Origin of the sequence: Leucobacter sp. 7(1) (genome assembly GCF_900163635.1) — a bacterium.
GTDB lineage: Bacteria > Actinomycetota > Actinomycetes > Actinomycetales > Microbacteriaceae > Leucobacter.
Map to the genome: position 1 here is coordinate 25,229 of NZ_FUID01000013.1, position 17,855 is coordinate 43,083.

Genomic DNA, 17,855 nt, shown 5'->3' on the forward strand with positions numbered 1-17,855 from the left:
GTATGTGTGTGGCAGGGACTCGGGTCGGGAACTCGGGTCTGTGTCTAGGCCCCGGGCTCCTCAGCGGTGCGGGCTGTGCGGCGCAGTCGCGCCACGAGGAACGCGCCCGCTCCGGCAAGCACTGCGAACACGGCACCGCCCACAAGCAGGCCCGGGACCGCGTCGCCGCCCGTGACCGCAAGCTTCGCGCCCGCGTCTGCGCCCGTACCCGAAGCGCTGCCCGTACCTGGCGTCGGCTGCGTGCCCGGATTCGGCGTCGTACCGGGATCAGTCGTCCCCGGATCAGTGGTGCCTGGATCAGTGGTGCCTGGATCAGTCGTCCCCGGATCAGTAGCGCCCGGATCAGTGGTGCCCGGGTCAGTGCCGGGATCAGTGGTCCCCGGATCAGTACCCGGATCCACTACCGGGGTCACCGTCAGCTCGTGCGTGATCTCCGTGCCGTCGGCCCGAATGATTGCGAGTGTGTGATCCCCCGCGGCCGTGTCAGCCGGGATCGTAAGTTCCCCGGCGAAGCCACCTGTTGCGTCCGCCGTGATCGCACCGAGACTCACCGGCGTAGAGCGGAGTTCCGCAGTGACACGCTCCTCGGAGGCAAAGCCGGCACCGGTCACGGTGACCGCACCACCCGCGGCGACGCTCGGAGCCGAGAGCGACACGGTAGCCGGGGCCACCGGGGCCTCGGGCTGGCTGAAGCGAACTTGATCGATCACCCAGAACGCGGAGTTGTTCCCCGAGTACGAGAACTGCAGGCTCAGAGTCTTCGGGAGCGCCCCGTTCTCGCCGCGGGGCAGCTCGATCGTCTGCCGCTCCACCGCATTCACGGGGTTCTCACGGGTGCCGTCAGCCTGGTAGTCAACGAGCTTCTGACGCGGGATCCCTGACGCCTCGTCAAACGTGACCCACACGCTCGCCCCCTGGGGGCCGTCAACGGCGTAATCCGAGACGAACGACACATCCGCAGTTGCGGCCCCATTGAGCTCATAGGCCGGGCTAACCAAGGTCGAGTCGAACAAGTTCCCGCCGCGCGGATTCACGTCGGCCCACTCGTCAGAGTCGGCAATAGCGAACACATCGCGCGAGCGAACGTTGTTCTCGCGGTGCTGTCCGAGCTCGACATTGGAGAAGAAGTTGTCGGTCATGAAGGTCCAGCCGCGGAACTCGGGCGCTCCCCCGGTCGGCATCCGAGAGTTGTCGGCGTTCCAGCCCTCCGGTGCCACATCGGTCCAGCCGAGCAGCTGTCCGGGGCCTGCCTCCTGCGCCGCGGTGCGCAGTTGCGGGCGCAGAGTGTCGAAGTCGTCCGGCATGATGTCCGGCACGTTCTGTCCGTCGAGGTCCCACGCGGGGTCCGCGGCGATCCCGGTGTGGGCGAGAACAGTTGGCGCGATGTCTGAGATCCGCACGTCGTGACGCACGGAGCCCGGGACAAACCCGCCGCCCTGTGCAATGACGTAGGTCTGTCGTTCGAGCTTCGTCGAACCGCCATGGCCCCCTCGGGGGGTGTGGCCGTGGTCCGAGGTCACGAGAATCAGCCAGTCCTCATTCGCCGCGTCGGGGCGCGAGGTAACCGCGGCAACCATCTCACCGATCTGCGCGTCTGCCTTCGTGAGTGCGGCCAAGTATGCCGCGGAACTGGACCCGCTGCTGTGTCCCGCACCGTCAACCTCGTCGAGGTGCACAAACACGTCGTCGGTTTCGGGCTTCTGCAGCTCCTGCACGACCCTGGCAGTCGTGGCCGCGTCGCCGGCACCCCGCTCGCGCAGATCAACCGCCGGACCAAACACTGTTGTCGAGATCGGCCCCCAGGTGCCAATCGCCGCAGTGGTCCGCTCGGGTGTCGTCGCCTCGATGCGCGTCAGATAATCCGGGTACTGCGCATAGTTCGGTGCGGTGAAGTCGTTGTTCACAACGTGGTGCTTGTCCGGCCACACTCCCGTCGCAATCGTCGACCACCCGGCACCCGAGACTGTCGGGGCCATCGGATTGCCCGGCAGATTGCTTGCCGCGGTGAGCCCGCCGGCCTGCAGCGCCTGCACGTTCGGCATGCTGGCCCCGGCCATCGCGTCAAAGGTCGCGCCGTCAACGCCGATCACGAGAGTTTTCGGAACGGCAGTCGCCGCGGACAGCGTGCCCTGTAGCGCCGACGCCGCGGGCACGACACCGGCGCAGACGCCAGTCACTCCCAACGCGATAGCACCCAACGACGCCGCAAATGCGTGTTTCCTCACAGTGAGTCACTCCAAGATGTCTTGAGAAGCAGTGGATCGGCGCGTCCCACGTGGGACGCGCCGCGTTCCAGTCTGCGCAATGCTTCTCCGGCCGCCCGCGACACGCATCACGGCCATGCACCTTTCCCCACGGAGTCACCCTGCGTTCAGTTGTCCACACAACTCTGCACCCCGCAACGTGCCAGTGCTCAGCCCGGTAAGGCGAGGTTCCCGGTTCGCGGGATCGCCACTCCCCGGGCAACTGGACCCCGCAGGAAACACAACGGCCCCAAGACTCTCTGAGTCTTGGGGCCGTTGTGTTTCCGGGCTGCATCCCGGCGACGACACTTAGCCGTCGAGTACTCCAGCGAGCACGTCTCGCAGTTCCGCCGCTTCCTGGTCGTTGACCGAGACGACAAGACGTCCACCGCCCTCGAGCGGAACCCGAACGACGATCAGCCTGCTTTCACGCACCGCCTCCATGGGTCCATCCCCAGTCCTCGGTTTCATTGCAGCCATGACGCCTCCTCGCATAGTTTGGTGGTTCGAATCCATTTTATCGGAGTGCGAGCGGCCAAGGCGAACCCGAGGGGCAAACCGTGACGTCCGGTGACCGGAATCCGCGGGAATTCTGCCGCCGCTGCGGGCCGATCTAGGCCTGCGCGAGCCACGCGCGCAACGCCGCGGCACTCTCTTCGATCTGTGCCACCGGCACCCGCTCGTCGTCGGCGTGCGCGAGCAGCGCGTTGCCTGGGCCGAAGTTCACCGCGGGAATTCCGAGTGCGGAGAACCGCGAGACGTCAGTCCAACCGAGTTTGGCTGTGGGCACGGCACCGACCGCCGCAACGAAGCCCTGCGCGAGCGGCGCGTCCAAGCCAGGGCGGGCCCCGGGCGCGAGGTCGACGATCTCGACGGTGTCGGCATCGGCGAAGAACTCACGCACAACGCCCACGGCCTCATCCGCAGACCGACTGGGGGCGAAGCGATAGTTCACCTCGATGACGCAGCGGTCAGGGATCACGTTTCCCGCGACGCCCCCCTCGATCCGCACCGCATTCAGGCCCTCGCGGTATTCGAGCCCGTCGACCACGATCCGCGCAGCCTCCCAGCTCGCCAGCCGGTCCAGGAGCACCCCGGCGCGGTGGATCGCGTTCACACCCATCCAGCTTCGCGCCGAGTGCGCCCGTGTCCCGTGCAATTCGACACGGGCGCGCAGCGTCCCGTTGCAGCCGCCCTCGATCGTTCCGTTCGACGGCTCACCCAAGATCGCGAAGTCCGCGTCGAACAGTTCAGGGTGATTCCGCATCGCACGGCCCAGGCCGCTCAGCTCCGACGCGACTTCCTCGTGGTCGTACCAGACCCAGGTGAGGTCCACCGCGGGCGCGGTGAGTTCGACGGCGAGTGCGAGCTGCACGGCCACGCCGGCCTTCATATCGACTGTGCCGCGCCCCCAGATCACCGCCTCCCCGGTTGCGGGATCGAGCTCGTCACGCACGGGGAGATTCGCGTTGATCGGTACGGTGTCGAGGTGACCGGCGATCGCGACCCGTCGATCTCGCCCGAGTTCCGTCCGAGCGATCAGGGTGTCGCCGTCTCGAGTCAGGGCCAAGTGCGGTGCGTGCGTCCGCAGCATGGCCTCGACAGCGTCGGCGATACCACGCTCGTCGCCAGAGACAGACGGGATATTGCAGAGCTGCCGGGTGAGCCCAACGGGTCCGGCGCTCGGGTCAAGCTCGAAGTGGGGACGCGGTGCTTCCTGAGCGGTCATCCGTTCAGCCTACGTGTTTCCCCGCGTGTCTCGCGCGTGCACCGAGCGGCTTTCACCCCATTACCATTGAACGCATGACTGACTCTCGCACCGCCTGGGCCGCCGGAATCGCCACGATCGCAGCCGATGGCTCGACGCTCGACGCCTGGTACCCCGACCCCGTGCTCGGGCGACGGCCAACAGACCGGGATCCCTGGATCGCCCCGGCAGAACTCGCGGGCCTCACCGGCACCGATGCCGCCCGCGGCGTGGAACTGCGGTTTGTCAATCTCGAGATCGACCTGGATGCGGCACCCACATCGACGGAGGATGCGTATCTCCGCCTGCATCTGCTCTCCCACTGCCGCGTTCTCCCCAATTCGCTGAACCTCGAAGGGATCTTCGGCAAGTTGCCGAACGTCGCGTGGACGACGGCGGGACCGATGCTGCCGCAGGACTACGCTGCACGGCTTCCGCTCCTGAAGCGCGCGGGCATCACCGCTGTCGGTGTCGACAAGTTCCCCCGACTCACCGACTATGTCGTGCCGGAGGGAGTGCGGATCGCGGATGCCTCCCGGGTGCGACTGGGAGCGCATCTCGCCCCCGGCACCACGGTGATGCACGAGGGGTTCGTGAACTTCAACGCGGGCACCCTCGGGGCGTCAATGGTGGAGGGCCGGATCTCGCAGGGCGTCGTCGTGGGCGACGGCTCGGATATTGGGGGTGGTGCCTCGATTATGGGCACGCTCTCGGGTGGTGGGACACAGCGGATCACGATCGGCGAGCGTACCCTGCTCGGGGCGAACTCCGGGATCGGAATCTCGCTGGGCGATGACAGTGTCGTCGAGGCGGGCCTGTACGTGACCGCGGGCACAAAGGTGCGCCTGCCGCGCGGTACCGCGGACTCCGCGGGTGAGGCAATCGAGGTGAAGGCCCTGGAACTCTCTGGGGTACCGCAGCTGCTCTTCCGGCGCAACTCGCGTTCCGGCGCGGTCGAGGCCCTTCCGCGCGAGGGCAGCGGCATCGTCTTGAACGCTGCGCTGCACGCCTAGTACTCGAACGAACTGCTGCGGGCCACCCGGAGCATTCCGGGTGGCCCGCCGCGCTGCGTGCGGCTACTCGCCGATGACGGGAAGGGCGCGTGTGCGAGTGTCCCCGCGGCGACGCCCACAGGCAAGCACTCCGGTGGCCACCACGCCAAGTACCGCGGCCGCCAAGAGGGCAAACCCAGCTGGGTCACCGCCGGTCTTCGCGAGGGTGCTTGCCTGCGATGCTGTCGTGGACCCGGCGGGAGTGACCGGCTTCACCACTGGCGGGGTTGTCTCTGGTGTTTCGGTCCCCGGCGTCTCCGTCCCCGGCTCCTCGCCACCGTCGGTGGGCGGTGTGGTCTTGGGAGCTGTGAGCGATCCGGCGTGCAGCGACTGAGTCGGCACCCCGTCGGTGAACCACCATGCGGGGCGTGAGCCCTCGTTCGTGAGCGAGGCCGGGGCGGTGGCGAAGCCCTCATTGTTCGTGTTGGGAAGGTTCGCGGGACGCGCGAAGTGGGCGACATCTGGCGTGTCGGTTCCGTTGAGGGTGAGGAAGGCCGATGCGCCGTCACAGCCGTCGTCACACACGGCCCAGAGCCCACCGCGCACGGTGTCCCAATCGAGCGCCATGACGCCCGGCAGGCCCGGCTGTACCTCGGCGACGCGCTGCGCCGTGCCGTCAGAGTTGAGGGCAAACGCGAAGACCTGTCCACCGTCTTCGACCGCGACGAAGAACAGACCGCCGCCGTGCAGCGGGTAGCGCGCCGGATCATAGGCTGAGCCTGTGTTCGCGTCAACGAGCTTCCCGGCGAGGTCCGTATCGGCCACCCACTCGACAGCTTCGATGCCGAGGTTCGCGCTCACCTGCGGGAGCAGCGCGGTGAGGTCCCACTCGCTCGTGGAGACAACATCGGGGCCGGGGGCTGCGGGATCCATTTGCAGCACAACATTGAAGTTCACACCTTTCGCGCTGTTGTCGCGCTCCGAGGCGAGGTAGACGAAGCCATCATCCGCGACGGTGATGCCCTCGGTGTCGGGGCCCGCAGCGCGCGGGCTATCGGCGTCCTTCTGGAAGCGCGCCCGCTTGCCCGCTTCCCAACCGTCAACAAAGGTGGCGCTGCCGTCAGCGGCGACGCGCAGCTTCCAGAACCGCCCCTCGCCGTTGTCGACTGCCCACAGGAACGTGCCGTCGGCGGTCTCCTGCGTATCGAGCCCCGAGCTGTCCTCGAGGAACATCGACGCCTCATCGATCGCGGTAGCGTCCGCCGAGCCGGGCCACACCGCCGTCTCAAGCGACGGCTGCTCCGGTTCCCCACCGTCGTCAGTCACGCACTGATTCGCGGCACCGGGAGTGGGGTGGGCGAGGACAAACGGTCCGGTGCCCACCGCGCAGCGCGCGAGCGTGGCCTTCGCGGCGTCGCCATCGAGGGTCGCGTGTGCGGTCCACGCCCCGGTGCCATCGAGCAGGGTTCCCGCAGGATCGAACAGGCGGATCTGATCAGCGCTTCCAATCCCGATCGCTTCGGGGAACAGCCCCGGGGTCTCACCGATCACCCCGAGTGAGGTCTCATCAACCACAATGTAGGCACCCGCCGCGATCGTGCTCCCGGCGGGGAACCGCCAGCTGTGGTCGTCTGAGTTGTCTCGCAGTTCGAATCCCGAAATATCAAGTGTCGCCGTGCTTGTGTTCACGAGCTCGACCCAGTCAGCGGGCTGGGAATCGACCTCGCTCAGCCGCAATGCTTCCCCCGGACTCGCCGGCTCTGCGAAGGTGTTGAGCGCGCCCTTCGTGGGGCCGCTCGTGTCCCGCCAGTCCCCGGCCGCAGTGCGGCCGAGCGTCGTGGTGGCGTGCTGCGTCCAGCTCACCTCATCGACGAGGGTACCCGCCGCGTCGAACACGCGCACTCGGTCGTCTTTGCCGAGGCCGAAGTCGAAATGCCCGGTTCCCGACTTCGCGAGCTCGTCAAGCACAAGGTATGCCCCCGGGGCGACAATCGTTCCCGCAGGCACCGCGTATACGTGGCTATCGTCGCTGTCTGAGATCACTGCGCCGGAGAGGTCCACGGGGGCGGCCCCCGCGTTCAACAGCTCGATCCAGTCCCCCGGCTCCCCGCCGTTCGATTCGATCTCGGTGAGCTGGATCCCGGCGATGCTGGGCGAATCGACCGGAGCGACTGCGACCGCAGCGGCCACCGGGCCGAGGGCGAGGCAGCTCGCGCCAAGCGCGCCGGCGGCGAGTACAGCAAGTGGGCGGTGAGAACTCAAGTGTGGCTCCTTTGCAGCGGGTGGATGATTCCATCGCACCAGCCGCGGGTAGCCAGAGTGTTACACGTGGGTGTCGCGCAGGTGTCGCGGGTCCGAAGATTCCCCGCGACCCCGCGCAACACACCCTGGCTATTGCTGCGCGCTGAGTTTTTCCATCAGGCCCGGGGCCCGGCGATCGTACAGACTGCCGCCCCAGCGCACGCCGAGCCAGCACACAAGCGCGCCCCAGACGAGCCCGACCCCGAAGGTCAGCCACGCCCACAGCGGATCGCCGGTGATGCCCGCCGCAATCGTCAGCGCGGCAATCGGGAGGGTCAGCACAAACAGCGACCCAAAGTTCGCCGCGGTCCCGACAAGGCTGAGCACCGCGGCGCCCGGCTTTGACACAAACGGGTTCTCCCCCGATTGCGGAACCGGCATGACAAACAGCGCGGAGCTGACGCTCGCTATGCCGAGTCCGCTCAGCAGCACTGCGCCCGCAAGGCCCAGCAGCGTCGGCAGCTGATCCAATCGACCGACAATCACACTCGTCACGACCGCAACGAGAATCACCAGCGGTGCGGAGACGAGGCCGGTCGCCCAGGCGCGGCCGATCCGGTCGTCAATGCCGCGCACGCCACGCAGAAGGTGTGTGCTGAACGCGGTACCGTCGTAGGAGAGGTCAGTGAATGTGGTGAGCGAAATCATTGCGGCCACGAAGATCGTGGAGGCGGTCAGCATGATGGGCTGTTCGGTGCTTCCGGCGAGGAATCCGAACACGACAGGCATCACGAGCACCACGATGAGGCTCTGGAGGTACCGCGGGTCGCGGATCCAGTAGGTGAAAGACCGTGCCGCAATTGCGCCGCGTGGGGTCGCGGGGAAGCGCCCGAACCAGCCGGTGCCCGCACGTCCCTTCGCCTGCGAGCCACCAGCGTGTGTGCCCACGTTCGCGAGGTACAGGGCGCGCCAGCCCAAGAACAGCGCCGCAACCGTCGCGAGCGCGATCAGGAGCTTGAGCGCGGCGACGCCCCAGTTTCCTGCCGCGGCCTCGACAGGCACCGCCCAGACGGCTCCGAGCGGGGTCCAGCTCAGTGCTTCGGCGAAGCCGGGCAGCTGCTCACTGAACGTGGCCACGCCCGACCCGAGCCCGGCGAGCAGCGGACCGGCGAGCACAAGCAGCAACAGCAGGAGCCCACCGATGATCTCGCGGAAGCGGCGGTTTGCGGCAGCGCGTGTCATAAGTGTCATCACAAGCTGGCACGCGAGCACGCAGCTCAGCGCCGCGACCGGTGCCAACACGAGCGCGATCACCGCGGCCCCGGGCGAACGCAGCCAGGCGAGCGCTGTGGCCGCCGAGACGAGCATCGTGACGATCCCGGGAACACCAAACAGGCTCGCCACTGCGATGCCGGCGACCTGCGTGCCCGGGCTCATCGGGAACATCACTAGCCGTGCCGGATCCAGCGTCCGGTCCATCCCTGAGACAAGTATTGGGCCGAGCATCCAGCCGAGCACCAGCGCGGAGCCGCCCAGGACGAGGGCGGTCCGAGCGAGTTCGACATCTGCCCAGGAGAGTGCCACGAGTCCCCCCACGGCGAGGGCCAGCAGGCCAAGGCCATACAGGGCGCCGAGGATCGCGCCCACGAGCTGCCACGGATGCCGACTCAGCGTGTTCCACAGCACGCGGAATCGGAGCGCCACCATCACGCGAATCCGCGCGGCAGGCCCCGTCCGCGGCAGCTGAGCAGCTTCCGGGTGGGGCGGCAATACGCTCGCCGGGGTCAGCCCTGGTTCAGCCACGTCGGCCCCTCCAGGTGCTGCCGTCCACCGACGAGTTCAACAAAGCGTTCCTCCAGCGTGGAGCCGCCGCGCACCTCGGCGACCGTACCCGCGGCCAGGACGCGGCCCTGTGCGATCACCGCGACGTGGTCACAGATGCGCTCCACAAGATCCATCGAATGGCTCGACACAATCACCGTGCCGCCACCGCGCTGGAAGCCCTGCAGGATGTCACGAATGTTCGCAGCCGAGACCGGGTCGACAGACTCGAACGGTTCGTCGAGCACAAGCAGGCGTGGCGCGTGAATCAGTGCGCACGCTAGCGCGATCTTCTTGGTCATACCCGCGGAGTAGTCGACAACGAGCGTGGTGCCCGCCGACTTCAGATCCAGCATGTCGAGCAGGTCCGAGCACCGGCGCGCGACAGTCTCTGCGTCCAGTCCTGCAAGAAGCCCGTTGTAGGTGATGAGCTGCTCACCCGTGAGCCTGTCAAACAGCTTCACCCCGTCCGCGAGCACCCCAACAAGCTGTTTCGCTTCTTGGGGCCGCTCCCACACGTCGATCCCGGAGATCAGCGCCTGCCCAAACTCGGGGCGGAGGAGGCCCGTAGCCATCGACAGCGTGGTGGTCTTGCCGGCGCCATTCGGGCCGACAAGCCCGTAACACGAGCCGCTCGGAATTGACAGCGAGATACCGTTGACGGCGATCTTGTCGCCGAAACGCTTGGCGAGGCCGCGCAGTTCGAGCGCGGGAGGGAGGGGTGCGGAGTCCATGATTCCACCCTATCGAGCCTGCCCGGCCCGACTCCTCCCCCGCTCGGAGGAGATTTAGCGGTCGAGGTGCCGCTCGGGCGAGCCGATGTAGAGCTGCTGCGGGCGACCAATCTTGGTCTGCGGATCCTCGCGTGCTTCACGCCACTGCGCGATCCAGCCGGGCAGCCGGCCGATCGCAAACAGCACGGTGAACATGCGGGTCGGGAAACCCATCGCCTTGTAGATGACTCCCGTGTAGAAGTCGACGTTCGGGTAGAGCTTGCGCTCCTTGAAGTAGTCGTCTTCCAGGGCGATCTGCTCAAGTTCGCGAGCGAGACCCAGCAGCGGGTCGTTGACTCCGAGCTCTGCGAGCACCTTGTCGGCGCTCTCGCGCACGATGCGCGCGCGGGGGTCGTAGTTCTTGTACACCCGGTGTCCGAAGCCCATGAGCTTCACACCGTCTTCCTTGCGCTTGACCTTCTCCACGAACGTCTCGACGCTCTGCCCGGAGTCGCGGATCTGCGCGAGCATGTCGAGCACCGCCTCGTTGGCCCCACCGTGCAGCGGACCCGAGAGTGCGTTGATACCGGCCGACACAGAGGAGAACATGTTGGCACCGGTCGAGCCCACGAGGCGCACCGTCGAGGTCGACGCGTTCTGTTCGTGGTCGGCGTGCAAGATCAGCAGCTTGTCGAGCGCATCGACGAGCACCGGATTCATCTCGTACTTCTCGGCCTTGTTCCCGAAGTTCAGGCGGAGGAAGTTCTCGACGAAGTTTAGGTTGTTGTCGGGGTACAGGAACGCCTGGCCCACAGACTTCTTGTGCGCGTAGGCAGCGAGCACGGGAAGCTTCGCGAGCAGGCGGATCGTGTTCACTTCAACGAACTTCGGATCTGTCGTGTCGAGCGAGCTTTCGTAGTACGTCGACATCGTCTGCAGGCCGCCCGAGAGCACCGCCATCGGATGCGCCGTGTGCGGCACGCCCTCGAAGTAGTAGCGCATGTCCTCGTGGAGCAGCGTGTGGCGTCGGATCTCCTCGTCGAAGGCACCGAGCTGATCAGCGGTGGGCAGCTCGCCGTAAATCAGGAGGTAGGCAACCTCGAGGAAGGTGGAGCTGCGTGCGAGCTCCTCAATCGGGTAGCCGCGGTAGCGCAGGATCCCCTCATCGCCGTCGATGTAGGTGATCGCAGACTTCGTCGACGCGGTATTCACGAAGCCGTAGTCCAGCGCTGTGTATCCGCTCTGCTTCGTCAGCGTGCTGACGTCAATAGCGGCATGGCCGGAGGCCGCCTCGCGGATGGGGAACTCTGCGGAGCCGCCCGGGAACGTGAGTTTCGCAGTGGCCGCGTTCTGGCCCTGAGTCGATTCGGTCACGTCGTCTCCTCGTGGGGTCTCAATACTGACTGGGCATCGGGTATGACGCCGTTGTTCACCACCTTATCGGCTCCTTCGGAGCCGGAGCACCCCCGGGTGGTTCGCGAGGGGCGCTCCTGAGAATATATCTCGACGTCGAGCAAAAAGTCGATTCGAGATCGGATCACGTGTGGGATCGCTGATCCTGCGTGGGATCCGCGATCCCGTGCAGGAAGCTCAGCGTTCCCGGGCGAGTTCCGCGAGCCTGCGTGCGGCCGTCGCAATATCTGCGTCGCTCGCGGTGAGCGCGAGGCGCACATGCTGCGGCGAATTGTCACCATAGAAGTGTCCTGGCCCCACCACAATGCCGCGCGCAGCACATTCGGCGACGCTCTCCCACGCGTCCACTCCGCGTGTCGCCCACAGATAGAGCCCTGCTTCACTTCCCGATATCTCATACCCTGCCGCTTCGAGTGCGGGGCGCAGGATCGCGCGCCGCGCTCGGTAGCGGTCGCGCTGCTCAGCCACGTGGCTCTCGTCCCGGAGTGCCACGATCATCGCAGCCTGAACCGGGGCAGGGAGCATCAGTCCCGCGTGTTTGCGGACGGTGAGGAGGCGCTCCACAAGTTCGGGATCGCCAGCAAGGAACGCCGCGCGGTACCCCGCGAGGTTCGACTGCTTGCTCAGTGAATACACGCTCAGGACGCCACTGTGGTCGTCGCCAACAACCGCAGGATCGAGGATCGAGGGAATCGCCGTGGTGTCCCAGGGCGCATCCCACCCGAACTCTGCGTAGCACTCGTCTCCCGCGATCACCGCCCCCAGCTCACGCGCACGCGCCACCGCGGCACGCAGCTGCGCAACATCGAGCACGCGGCCGTCAGGATTTGCGGGCGAGTTCAGCCAGACGAGTTTCGTGTGCTCGGGCCAGAGCGCCGGGTTATCCTCAGCGATGGCATCCGCACCGACCATCGCGGCACCCATCGCGTAGCTCGGATAGGCGATACGTGGAAACACCACGGCCTCACCGGCGCCCAGTCCCAGCAGGAAGGGCAGCAGCGCAACAAGCTCTTTCGAGCCAACCGTCGGGAGGACCGCCTCGGGAGCGACCGCAACGCCTCGACGGCGCAGGAACCACTCCGCGATCGCCTCTCGCAGCTTCGGACTCCCCGCCGTGGCAGGGTACGCATGCGCATCGGTCGCGGCTGCGAGCGCCTCACGCACGCCCGCGGGGCTCGGATCCACGGGGGACCCGACCGAGAGGTTCACGGCCCCGTCCGGATGCCGCGCCGCGTCTGCCGCGAACGGTGCCATCGCATCCCAGGGGTAATCCGGCAGCGCCGCCCGCATGCGCGCTACTCGCCCTGCGGCGGCAACGCCGCCACGATCGGGTGATCGAAGTCGTATACCCCGGTCTTTGCGGCCCCGCCCGGGGAACCAATCTCGGTGAAGAAGTCGACGTTCGCGGTGTAGTAGTCGGCCCACTCACCCGGCAGGTCGTCTTCGTAGTAGATCGCCTCGACGGGGCAGACAGGCTCGCACGCGCCGCAGTCGACGCACTCGTCCGGGTGGATGTAGAGCATCCGGTCACCCTCGTAGATGCAATCCACGGGGCACTCGTCCACACAGGCGCGATCCTTCACGTCCACGCACGGAAGCGCGATCACATACGTCACGACGCCCACCTTTCACTCAGCACAACGAATACGTTTCAGTCTAACGCCGCCACACTGAGTGCCGTGCACGCGGGGAGACCGTTCGGGGCCCACGAGTCCCGGATCAGCCAGCGATGTCCCGGCACAGAGCCCCCGCCCCGAGCGCGAGGCCGGTCCAGCACGCGAGCAGCAAGATCGGTCCCGCAGCAAACTCCGCGCGCCCGCGGCGGTGAGCGACCACACCCGCGAGCATCACGCCCAGCAGGAGCGTTCCCGCATAGCCTGTCGCGACAAGCAACGGGTCGATGGCCGCCACAGGAAACACAGTTACCGGGACGAGTTTCAGATCACCCGCCCCGAATGCGGCCGGGCGAGCCACCCACGCCGTGAGCGCGGCCCCCAGGACGATCAGCGTGGTCCCCAGCGCGGCGAGCAGCCGGGAACCCGCTCCGAGAGCGAGTAGCGCCGCGACACCCACGGCAATCACGGAGAGGGTCGCCCACACCAATACCGGGTTCGGGAGCCTGTGCTCACGCAGATCCAGCCGCGCGAGCCACACGCTCCACCCGCCAAGCAGCAACGTCGCGAGCGCCGCGAGTATGATCCCCAGTTGCGCGAGCGCGTGTGCGGCAGGCCCGCCAACTGGGCTCGGCGTGGCCGCCTGGCAGAGCACTGCTCCTCCCCCGATCCCCGCGGTACTCGCGCCCGCGGCGATCCACCACCGATCCGCGACGGCGAGCGCCGCGGCCTCGGCGCGGAGGCCCCGGATGCCGGGAATCACGGCACGACTTCGGTGCCAATCCCCCGCTCGGTGAAGATTTCAAGCAGCACGGAGTGCGGCTCTCGGCCATCGATGATTGCCGCTTTCGGCACGCCACCGCGCACCGCGTCCAGGCAGGCCCGCATCTTCGGGATCATGCCTGATTCGAGGGTGGGAAGCATCTCCTCAAGCTCTGCGGCCTCGATCGAGGACACGAGGGAGTCGCGGTCAGGCCAGTTGGCGTAGAGCCCAGCAACGTCGGTGAGGATAACAAGCTTTTCTGCGCCGAGCGCTGCGGCGAGCGCGCCGGCTGCGGCATCCGCGTTCACGTTGAGGGAGTCGCCCGGTCGGTCCGCGTCGGGGGCGATTGAGGAGATGACGGGGATCAGTCCGGCCTCGAGCAGCGCGAGGACCGGTTCTACTCTCACGTCAACGACGTCGCCTACGAGGCCGAGATCTACGGCTGTGCCGTTCACGTCGATGGGGGGCCGGCGGCGGCCCACGAACAGGCCAGCGTCCTCTCCGGTCGTACCTGCCGCGAGGGGACCGTGGGCGTTGATCTCGTCGACGAGCTCGGGGTTCACCTTGCCCGTGAGGACCATGCGAACAACTTCCATGGTCTCGGGGGTGGTGACACGATACCCGCCCTGGAACTCGCTCTCGATCCCGAGGCGTTCCAGCATCGCATTGATCTGGGGCCCGCCCCCGTGCACCACGACCGGGCGGATGCCGGTGTGGCGAAGGTAAACCACGTCTTCAGCAAAGGCGCGCAGGAGCGACTCGTCAATCATGGCGTTGCCACCGAACTTGATCACCATGATCGCGTCGCGGAATTTCTTCAGCCAGGGCAGGGACTCGATGAGCACCTGTGCCTTGGCGGCGGCGCGGGTGTGGTCGAGGGTCTCAGTTGTTGTGGTCATCCGGCGTCCTTAGCTCGAGTACGCGCTGTTCTCGTGCACGTAGTCGTGCGTGAGGTCGTTGGTGCGGATCGTTGCCGTGTGGTCCCCCGAGAACAGCTCGATCTCGACGTGTGTGCGGCGCGGGGTGAGATCGCACTCCTCGACAGGACGGTCCGGCGCTCCCGCGTGGCAGAGGCGCACCCCGTTGAAGGACACATCGACCTGGTAGGGATCGAAGGCGGCCTCAGTGGTGCCGATCGCAGCGAGCACTCGGCCCCAGTTCGGGTCGTTACCGAAGATCGCTGCCTTGAACAGGTTGTTGCGCGCGACCGAACGGCCCACGTCGACGGCATCAGCAACGCTGGCTGCGCCGCGCACCTCGATGTCGATATCGTGGCTGGCACCCTCGGCGTCCGCCTGGAGCTGCGCGGCGAGGCTATCGCACACCCCAGCGAGGGCCGCCGCGAACTCGGCCTCATCTGGCGTGATCCCGGAAGCACCGCTCGTCAGGAGCGTCACCTGGTCGTTTGTCGACATGCAGCCATCGGAGTCGAGTCGGTCGAAGCTCGGCCCGGTGGCGCCGCGCAGTGCGCGATCGAGCGCCGCGTCATCGAGGACCGCGTCAGTCGTGATGACCACGAGCATTGTCGCGAGCCCGGGCGCGAGCATGCCCGCTCCCTTGGCCATGGCTCCGATTGTCCAGCCATCGGCCGTATGCACGGCGGTCTTCTCGACGGAATCAGTGGTGAGGATCGCGGCGGGCGCGGTGGCGTCGGTGTCGCTCAGCCGGTTCAGGAGTTCGGGGACGCCGCCGACGATCTTGTCACGGAACGCCTGGTCACCGGTGCCGATCAACCCGGTGGAACACACAAGGACTTCCGCTGCCTCGGTCGGCTGCCCCGCGGCAGTCAGACCGGTCGCGACGGCCTCGGCGGTGAGCCGGGTCGTGTCGTAGCCAAAGTCTCCGGTGAAGCAGTTGGCGCCGCCTGAGTTCAGGATGATCGCGCGTGCGGGTCCCTCCTGGGCGACCTTGCGGCTCCACAGGATCGGGTTGGCCTGCGCGCGGTTGCTCGTGAAGACCACCGCGCTCGCCGGGGCGGGCCCGTCGTTCACCACGAGAGCCAGATCCGGCTTCCCCGTGCTCTTCAGGCCGACGGCGATCCCCGCCGAGCGGAATCCTGCTGGGGTGGTGACGGTCACGATCTCTCCTTGCGCGTGTAGTTGTGCGTGTCTGTGTGGTGTGTGCGGGTTACGGTGCGACGCCGTTGACGCTCAAGCCCGTGCTCTCGGGGAGGCCAAGGGCGATGTTCGCGGACTGAATGGCCGCGCCCGCGGTCCCCTTCGCGAGGTTGTCGAGCGCCGCGACAACAACAACGCGCCCCGCGGCCTCGTCGATCGCAAGGCCCATCAGGCAGGTGTTTGCCCCCAGTGTGTCTGCGGTGCGCGGAAACTCGCCGTCGGGGAGCACATGCACAAACGGCTCGTCCGCATACGCTGTCTCCCACGCCGCCCGCACTTCGGACGCACTCACCCCCGGGGCGAGCTTCGCCGTCGAGGTCGCGAGAATACCTCGGCTCATGGGAACGAGCACAGGTGTGAAACTCAGGGTGACATCCCCGCGCGCGCCTGCCCGGCGCAGCGACTGTTGAATCTCGGGAATGTGCCGGTGCGTACCGCCCACCGCGTAGGGGTTGGCCGTGCCCATGAGCTCTGCGCCAAGCAGGTGGGTCTTCGCTGCTTTGCCCGCACCGGAGGGGCCCACCGCGAGTACCGTGACGATGTCGTCGGGAGCGATCACACCGGCCGCAATACCCGGGGCGAGCGAAAGCGCCACGGTCGAGGCGTTGCATCCGGGAGCCGCGATGCGGGGTGCACCGATGAGTGCGTCCCGCTGCCGGGTCTGCCCGCTGGTGGCTGCGTCCGTAACGATCAGTTCGGGGACGCCGTAGCTCCACGCCTCGTGATGCTCCCCACCGTAAAAGGCCGCCCAGTCTGCGGCGTCCGTGAGTCGATGATCAGCACCACAATCAACGGCGAGACGCACATTGCTCAGCTGCGCCGTGAGTGCGCCTGACGCACCGTGCGGCAGCGCGAAGAACACGATGTCGTGCCCGTCGAGCACTTCCGGAGTCGTCTCCCCCAGGGTCAAGTGCGCGAGCGAGCGCAAGTGTGGCTGCGTCGCGATGAGCGGCTGGCCCGCGGTGGAGTGCCCGGTGACTGTGCGCACCTCGAACTCCGGGTGCGCGGCCAGCAGCCGCAACAGCTCTCCTCCGGCGTATCCTGACGCCCCTGCAACCGCCACGCTGTACGTCATCGACGCTCCTTCCGCATGCCAACCTCTCTATTCTGGCACTTCACGGCGCACCAGCGGGCGCGCTATCCACAGCGACGCGGGAGGACTCCCCCGAAGTCGTGGATATGCGCGACCTGTGAGCGACGCTCGCGCGGCGGCCTAACGGTGCGTGAAGTTCGCGTCCCGCTTCTCGGAGAAGGCGCGCATGCCCTCCTTCTGGTCCTCTGTGGCAAACGCTGCCGCGAACGCGAGACGCTCAAAACGCAGCCCCTCAGCCAGCGGCATTTCTTGCGCCGCCTGCAGCGCGTCCTTCGCAGCGTAGAGCGCGGGCAGCGACTTCTCGGCAATTGTCGCGGCAGTCTTCTCGGCGTCGGCAAGCAGCTCGTCTGCCGGGACGACGCGTGCAACGAGCCCGGAACGCTCTGCCTCATCGGCGCGCATCATGCGCCCGGTGAGCACCATTTCCGCGGCCTTTGCCTTCCCGATCGCGCGCGGAAGTCGCTGTGATCCACCGAAGCCGGGGAGTACACCGAGGTTGATCTCGGGCTGGCCAAACTTCGCGGTGTCTGCCGCCAGAATGAAATCGCACATCATGGCAAGCTCGCAGCCGCCGCCGAGCGCGAAGCCCGCGACCGCGGCGATCACCGGGGTCCGCATCCGTTCGAAGCCGCCCCACCCGGGGAACGGCCCGCCGAGGAACATGTCGCTGAAGCCAAGCTCGGCCATCTCCTTGATGTCAGCCCCCGCCGCGAACGCGCGCTCCGAACCCGTAATGACAATGCAGCCGATCTCGGGTGAGGCGTCGAACGCGAGCGAGGCCTCGATCAGCTCAGTGACGAGCGTCGAGTTCAACGCGTTCAGTGCCTCGGGCCGGTTCAGGGTGATCCAGCCGACCCGGCCGCGCACCTCCGTCAGGATTGCCGTGTACTCGGGCTGTGCTGCTGCGCTCATGGGGGCCTCTCGCTCGGGGTGCAGGATCGTGGGGTGCCCGCGCAACCGCGCGCGGGGCGTACCCTCACCCTAAGCCTGCCACTCCACGCTCTACGCCAAAAGCGCGAAAACGCACCGCGCCAGCGCCCTAGATGTACCCGGCCAGGACGTTGGTAGCGGCGAGCCTGGTTGAAATCACGAGAACCTC

General features: G+C 67.1%; 15 protein-coding genes. 1 reads left to right on the forward strand and 14 read right to left on the reverse strand.

What is annotated here, in order from left to right:
- Positions 1-44: 44 nt before the first annotated feature.
- From FM113_RS03000 to dapE, 3 genes are all read right to left on the reverse strand, one after another.
- Complete coding sequence (locus tag FM113_RS03000) at positions 45-2,225, reverse strand: alkaline phosphatase family protein (protein WP_140393273.1); 2,181 nt, start codon at positions 2,223-2,225, stop codon at positions 45-47.
- A gap of 327 nt (positions 2,226-2,552) precedes the next feature.
- Entirely contained in the window at positions 2,553-2,723 is a 171-nt protein-coding gene (locus FM113_RS03005; protein WP_075201434.1) for a DUF3117 domain-containing protein, read from the reverse strand.
- Positions 2,724-2,856: 133 nt separating this feature from the next.
- Positions 2,857-3,972 carry a succinyl-diaminopimelate desuccinylase gene (gene dapE, locus FM113_RS03010; protein ID WP_087011369.1) on the reverse strand — a complete coding sequence of 372 codons (1,116 nt, stop codon included), beginning with the start codon at positions 3,970-3,972 and terminating at the stop codon, positions 2,857-2,859.
- 74 nt (positions 3,973-4,046) lie between these two features.
- On the opposite strand from dapE, the gene dapD reads away from it, so the two are divergent.
- Positions 4,047-5,003 carry a 2,3,4,5-tetrahydropyridine-2,6-dicarboxylate N-succinyltransferase gene (gene dapD / locus FM113_RS03015; protein WP_087011371.1) on the forward strand — a complete coding sequence of 319 codons (957 nt, stop codon included), beginning with the start codon at positions 4,047-4,049 and terminating at the stop codon, positions 5,001-5,003.
- Positions 5,004-5,066: 63 nt separating this feature from the next.
- Here the strand turns inward: dapD and FM113_RS03020 are convergent, their stop codons facing one another.
- The 11 genes from FM113_RS03020 to FM113_RS03070 all read right to left on the reverse strand — a co-directional run bounded on the left by FM113_RS03020 (position 5,067) and on the right by FM113_RS03070 (position 17,668).
- On the reverse strand, positions 5,067-7,244 hold the full coding sequence (locus FM113_RS03020; RefSeq protein WP_140393274.1) for a lamin tail domain-containing protein: 2,178 nt from the start codon (positions 7,242-7,244) through the stop codon (positions 5,067-5,069).
- Positions 7,245-7,373: 129 nt separating this feature from the next.
- The gene (locus FM113_RS03025) at positions 7,374-9,026 is read right to left on the reverse strand and encodes a hypothetical protein (RefSeq protein ID WP_140393275.1); all 1,653 of its coding nucleotides are present in this window, start codon (positions 9,024-9,026) and stop codon (positions 7,374-7,376) included.
- Positions 9,008-9,778 (reverse strand): ABC transporter ATP-binding protein, encoded by a 771-nt coding sequence (locus FM113_RS03030; protein WP_087011377.1) that lies wholly within the window; start codon positions 9,776-9,778, stop codon positions 9,008-9,010. Before FM113_RS03030 ends, FM113_RS03025 begins: the two co-directional genes overlap by 19 nt.
- A gap of 54 nt (positions 9,779-9,832) precedes the next feature.
- A complete protein-coding gene (locus FM113_RS03035; RefSeq protein WP_087011379.1) occupies positions 9,833-11,131 on the reverse strand; it encodes a citrate synthase in 1,299 nt (432 codons plus the stop codon).
- Positions 11,132-11,347: 216 nt separating this feature from the next.
- Entirely contained in the window at positions 11,348-12,460 is a 1,113-nt protein-coding gene (dapC, locus tag FM113_RS03040; RefSeq protein WP_087011381.1) for a succinyldiaminopimelate transaminase, read from the reverse strand.
- Positions 12,461-12,465: 5 nt separating this feature from the next.
- Complete coding sequence (gene fdxA / locus FM113_RS03045) at positions 12,466-12,786, reverse strand: ferredoxin (RefSeq protein WP_087011401.1); 321 nt, start codon at positions 12,784-12,786, stop codon at positions 12,466-12,468.
- 103 nt (positions 12,787-12,889) lie between these two features.
- Positions 12,890-13,546 carry a hypothetical protein gene (locus FM113_RS03050; RefSeq protein ID WP_087011383.1) on the reverse strand — a complete coding sequence of 219 codons (657 nt, stop codon included), beginning with the start codon at positions 13,544-13,546 and terminating at the stop codon, positions 12,890-12,892.
- Positions 13,543-14,445 (reverse strand): acetylglutamate kinase, encoded by a 903-nt coding sequence (gene argB, locus FM113_RS03055; RefSeq protein ID WP_087011385.1) that lies wholly within the window; start codon positions 14,443-14,445, stop codon positions 13,543-13,545. Before argB ends, FM113_RS03050 begins: the two co-directional genes overlap by 4 nt.
- A gap of 9 nt (positions 14,446-14,454) precedes the next feature.
- Complete coding sequence (gene argJ / locus FM113_RS03060) at positions 14,455-15,624, reverse strand: bifunctional glutamate N-acetyltransferase/amino-acid acetyltransferase ArgJ (protein ID WP_087011387.1); 1,170 nt, start codon at positions 15,622-15,624, stop codon at positions 14,455-14,457.
- A 49-nt stretch (positions 15,625-15,673) separates the two neighbouring features.
- Positions 15,674-16,738, reverse strand: a complete 1,065-nt coding sequence (gene argC / locus FM113_RS03065; protein ID WP_087011389.1) for an N-acetyl-gamma-glutamyl-phosphate reductase — start codon at positions 16,736-16,738, stop codon at positions 15,674-15,676.
- Between the two features lie 138 nt (positions 16,739-16,876).
- The gene (locus tag FM113_RS03070; RefSeq protein WP_087011391.1) at positions 16,877-17,668 is read right to left on the reverse strand and encodes an enoyl-CoA hydratase; all 792 of its coding nucleotides are present in this window, start codon (positions 17,666-17,668) and stop codon (positions 16,877-16,879) included.
- Positions 17,669-17,855: the final 187 nt, after the last annotated feature.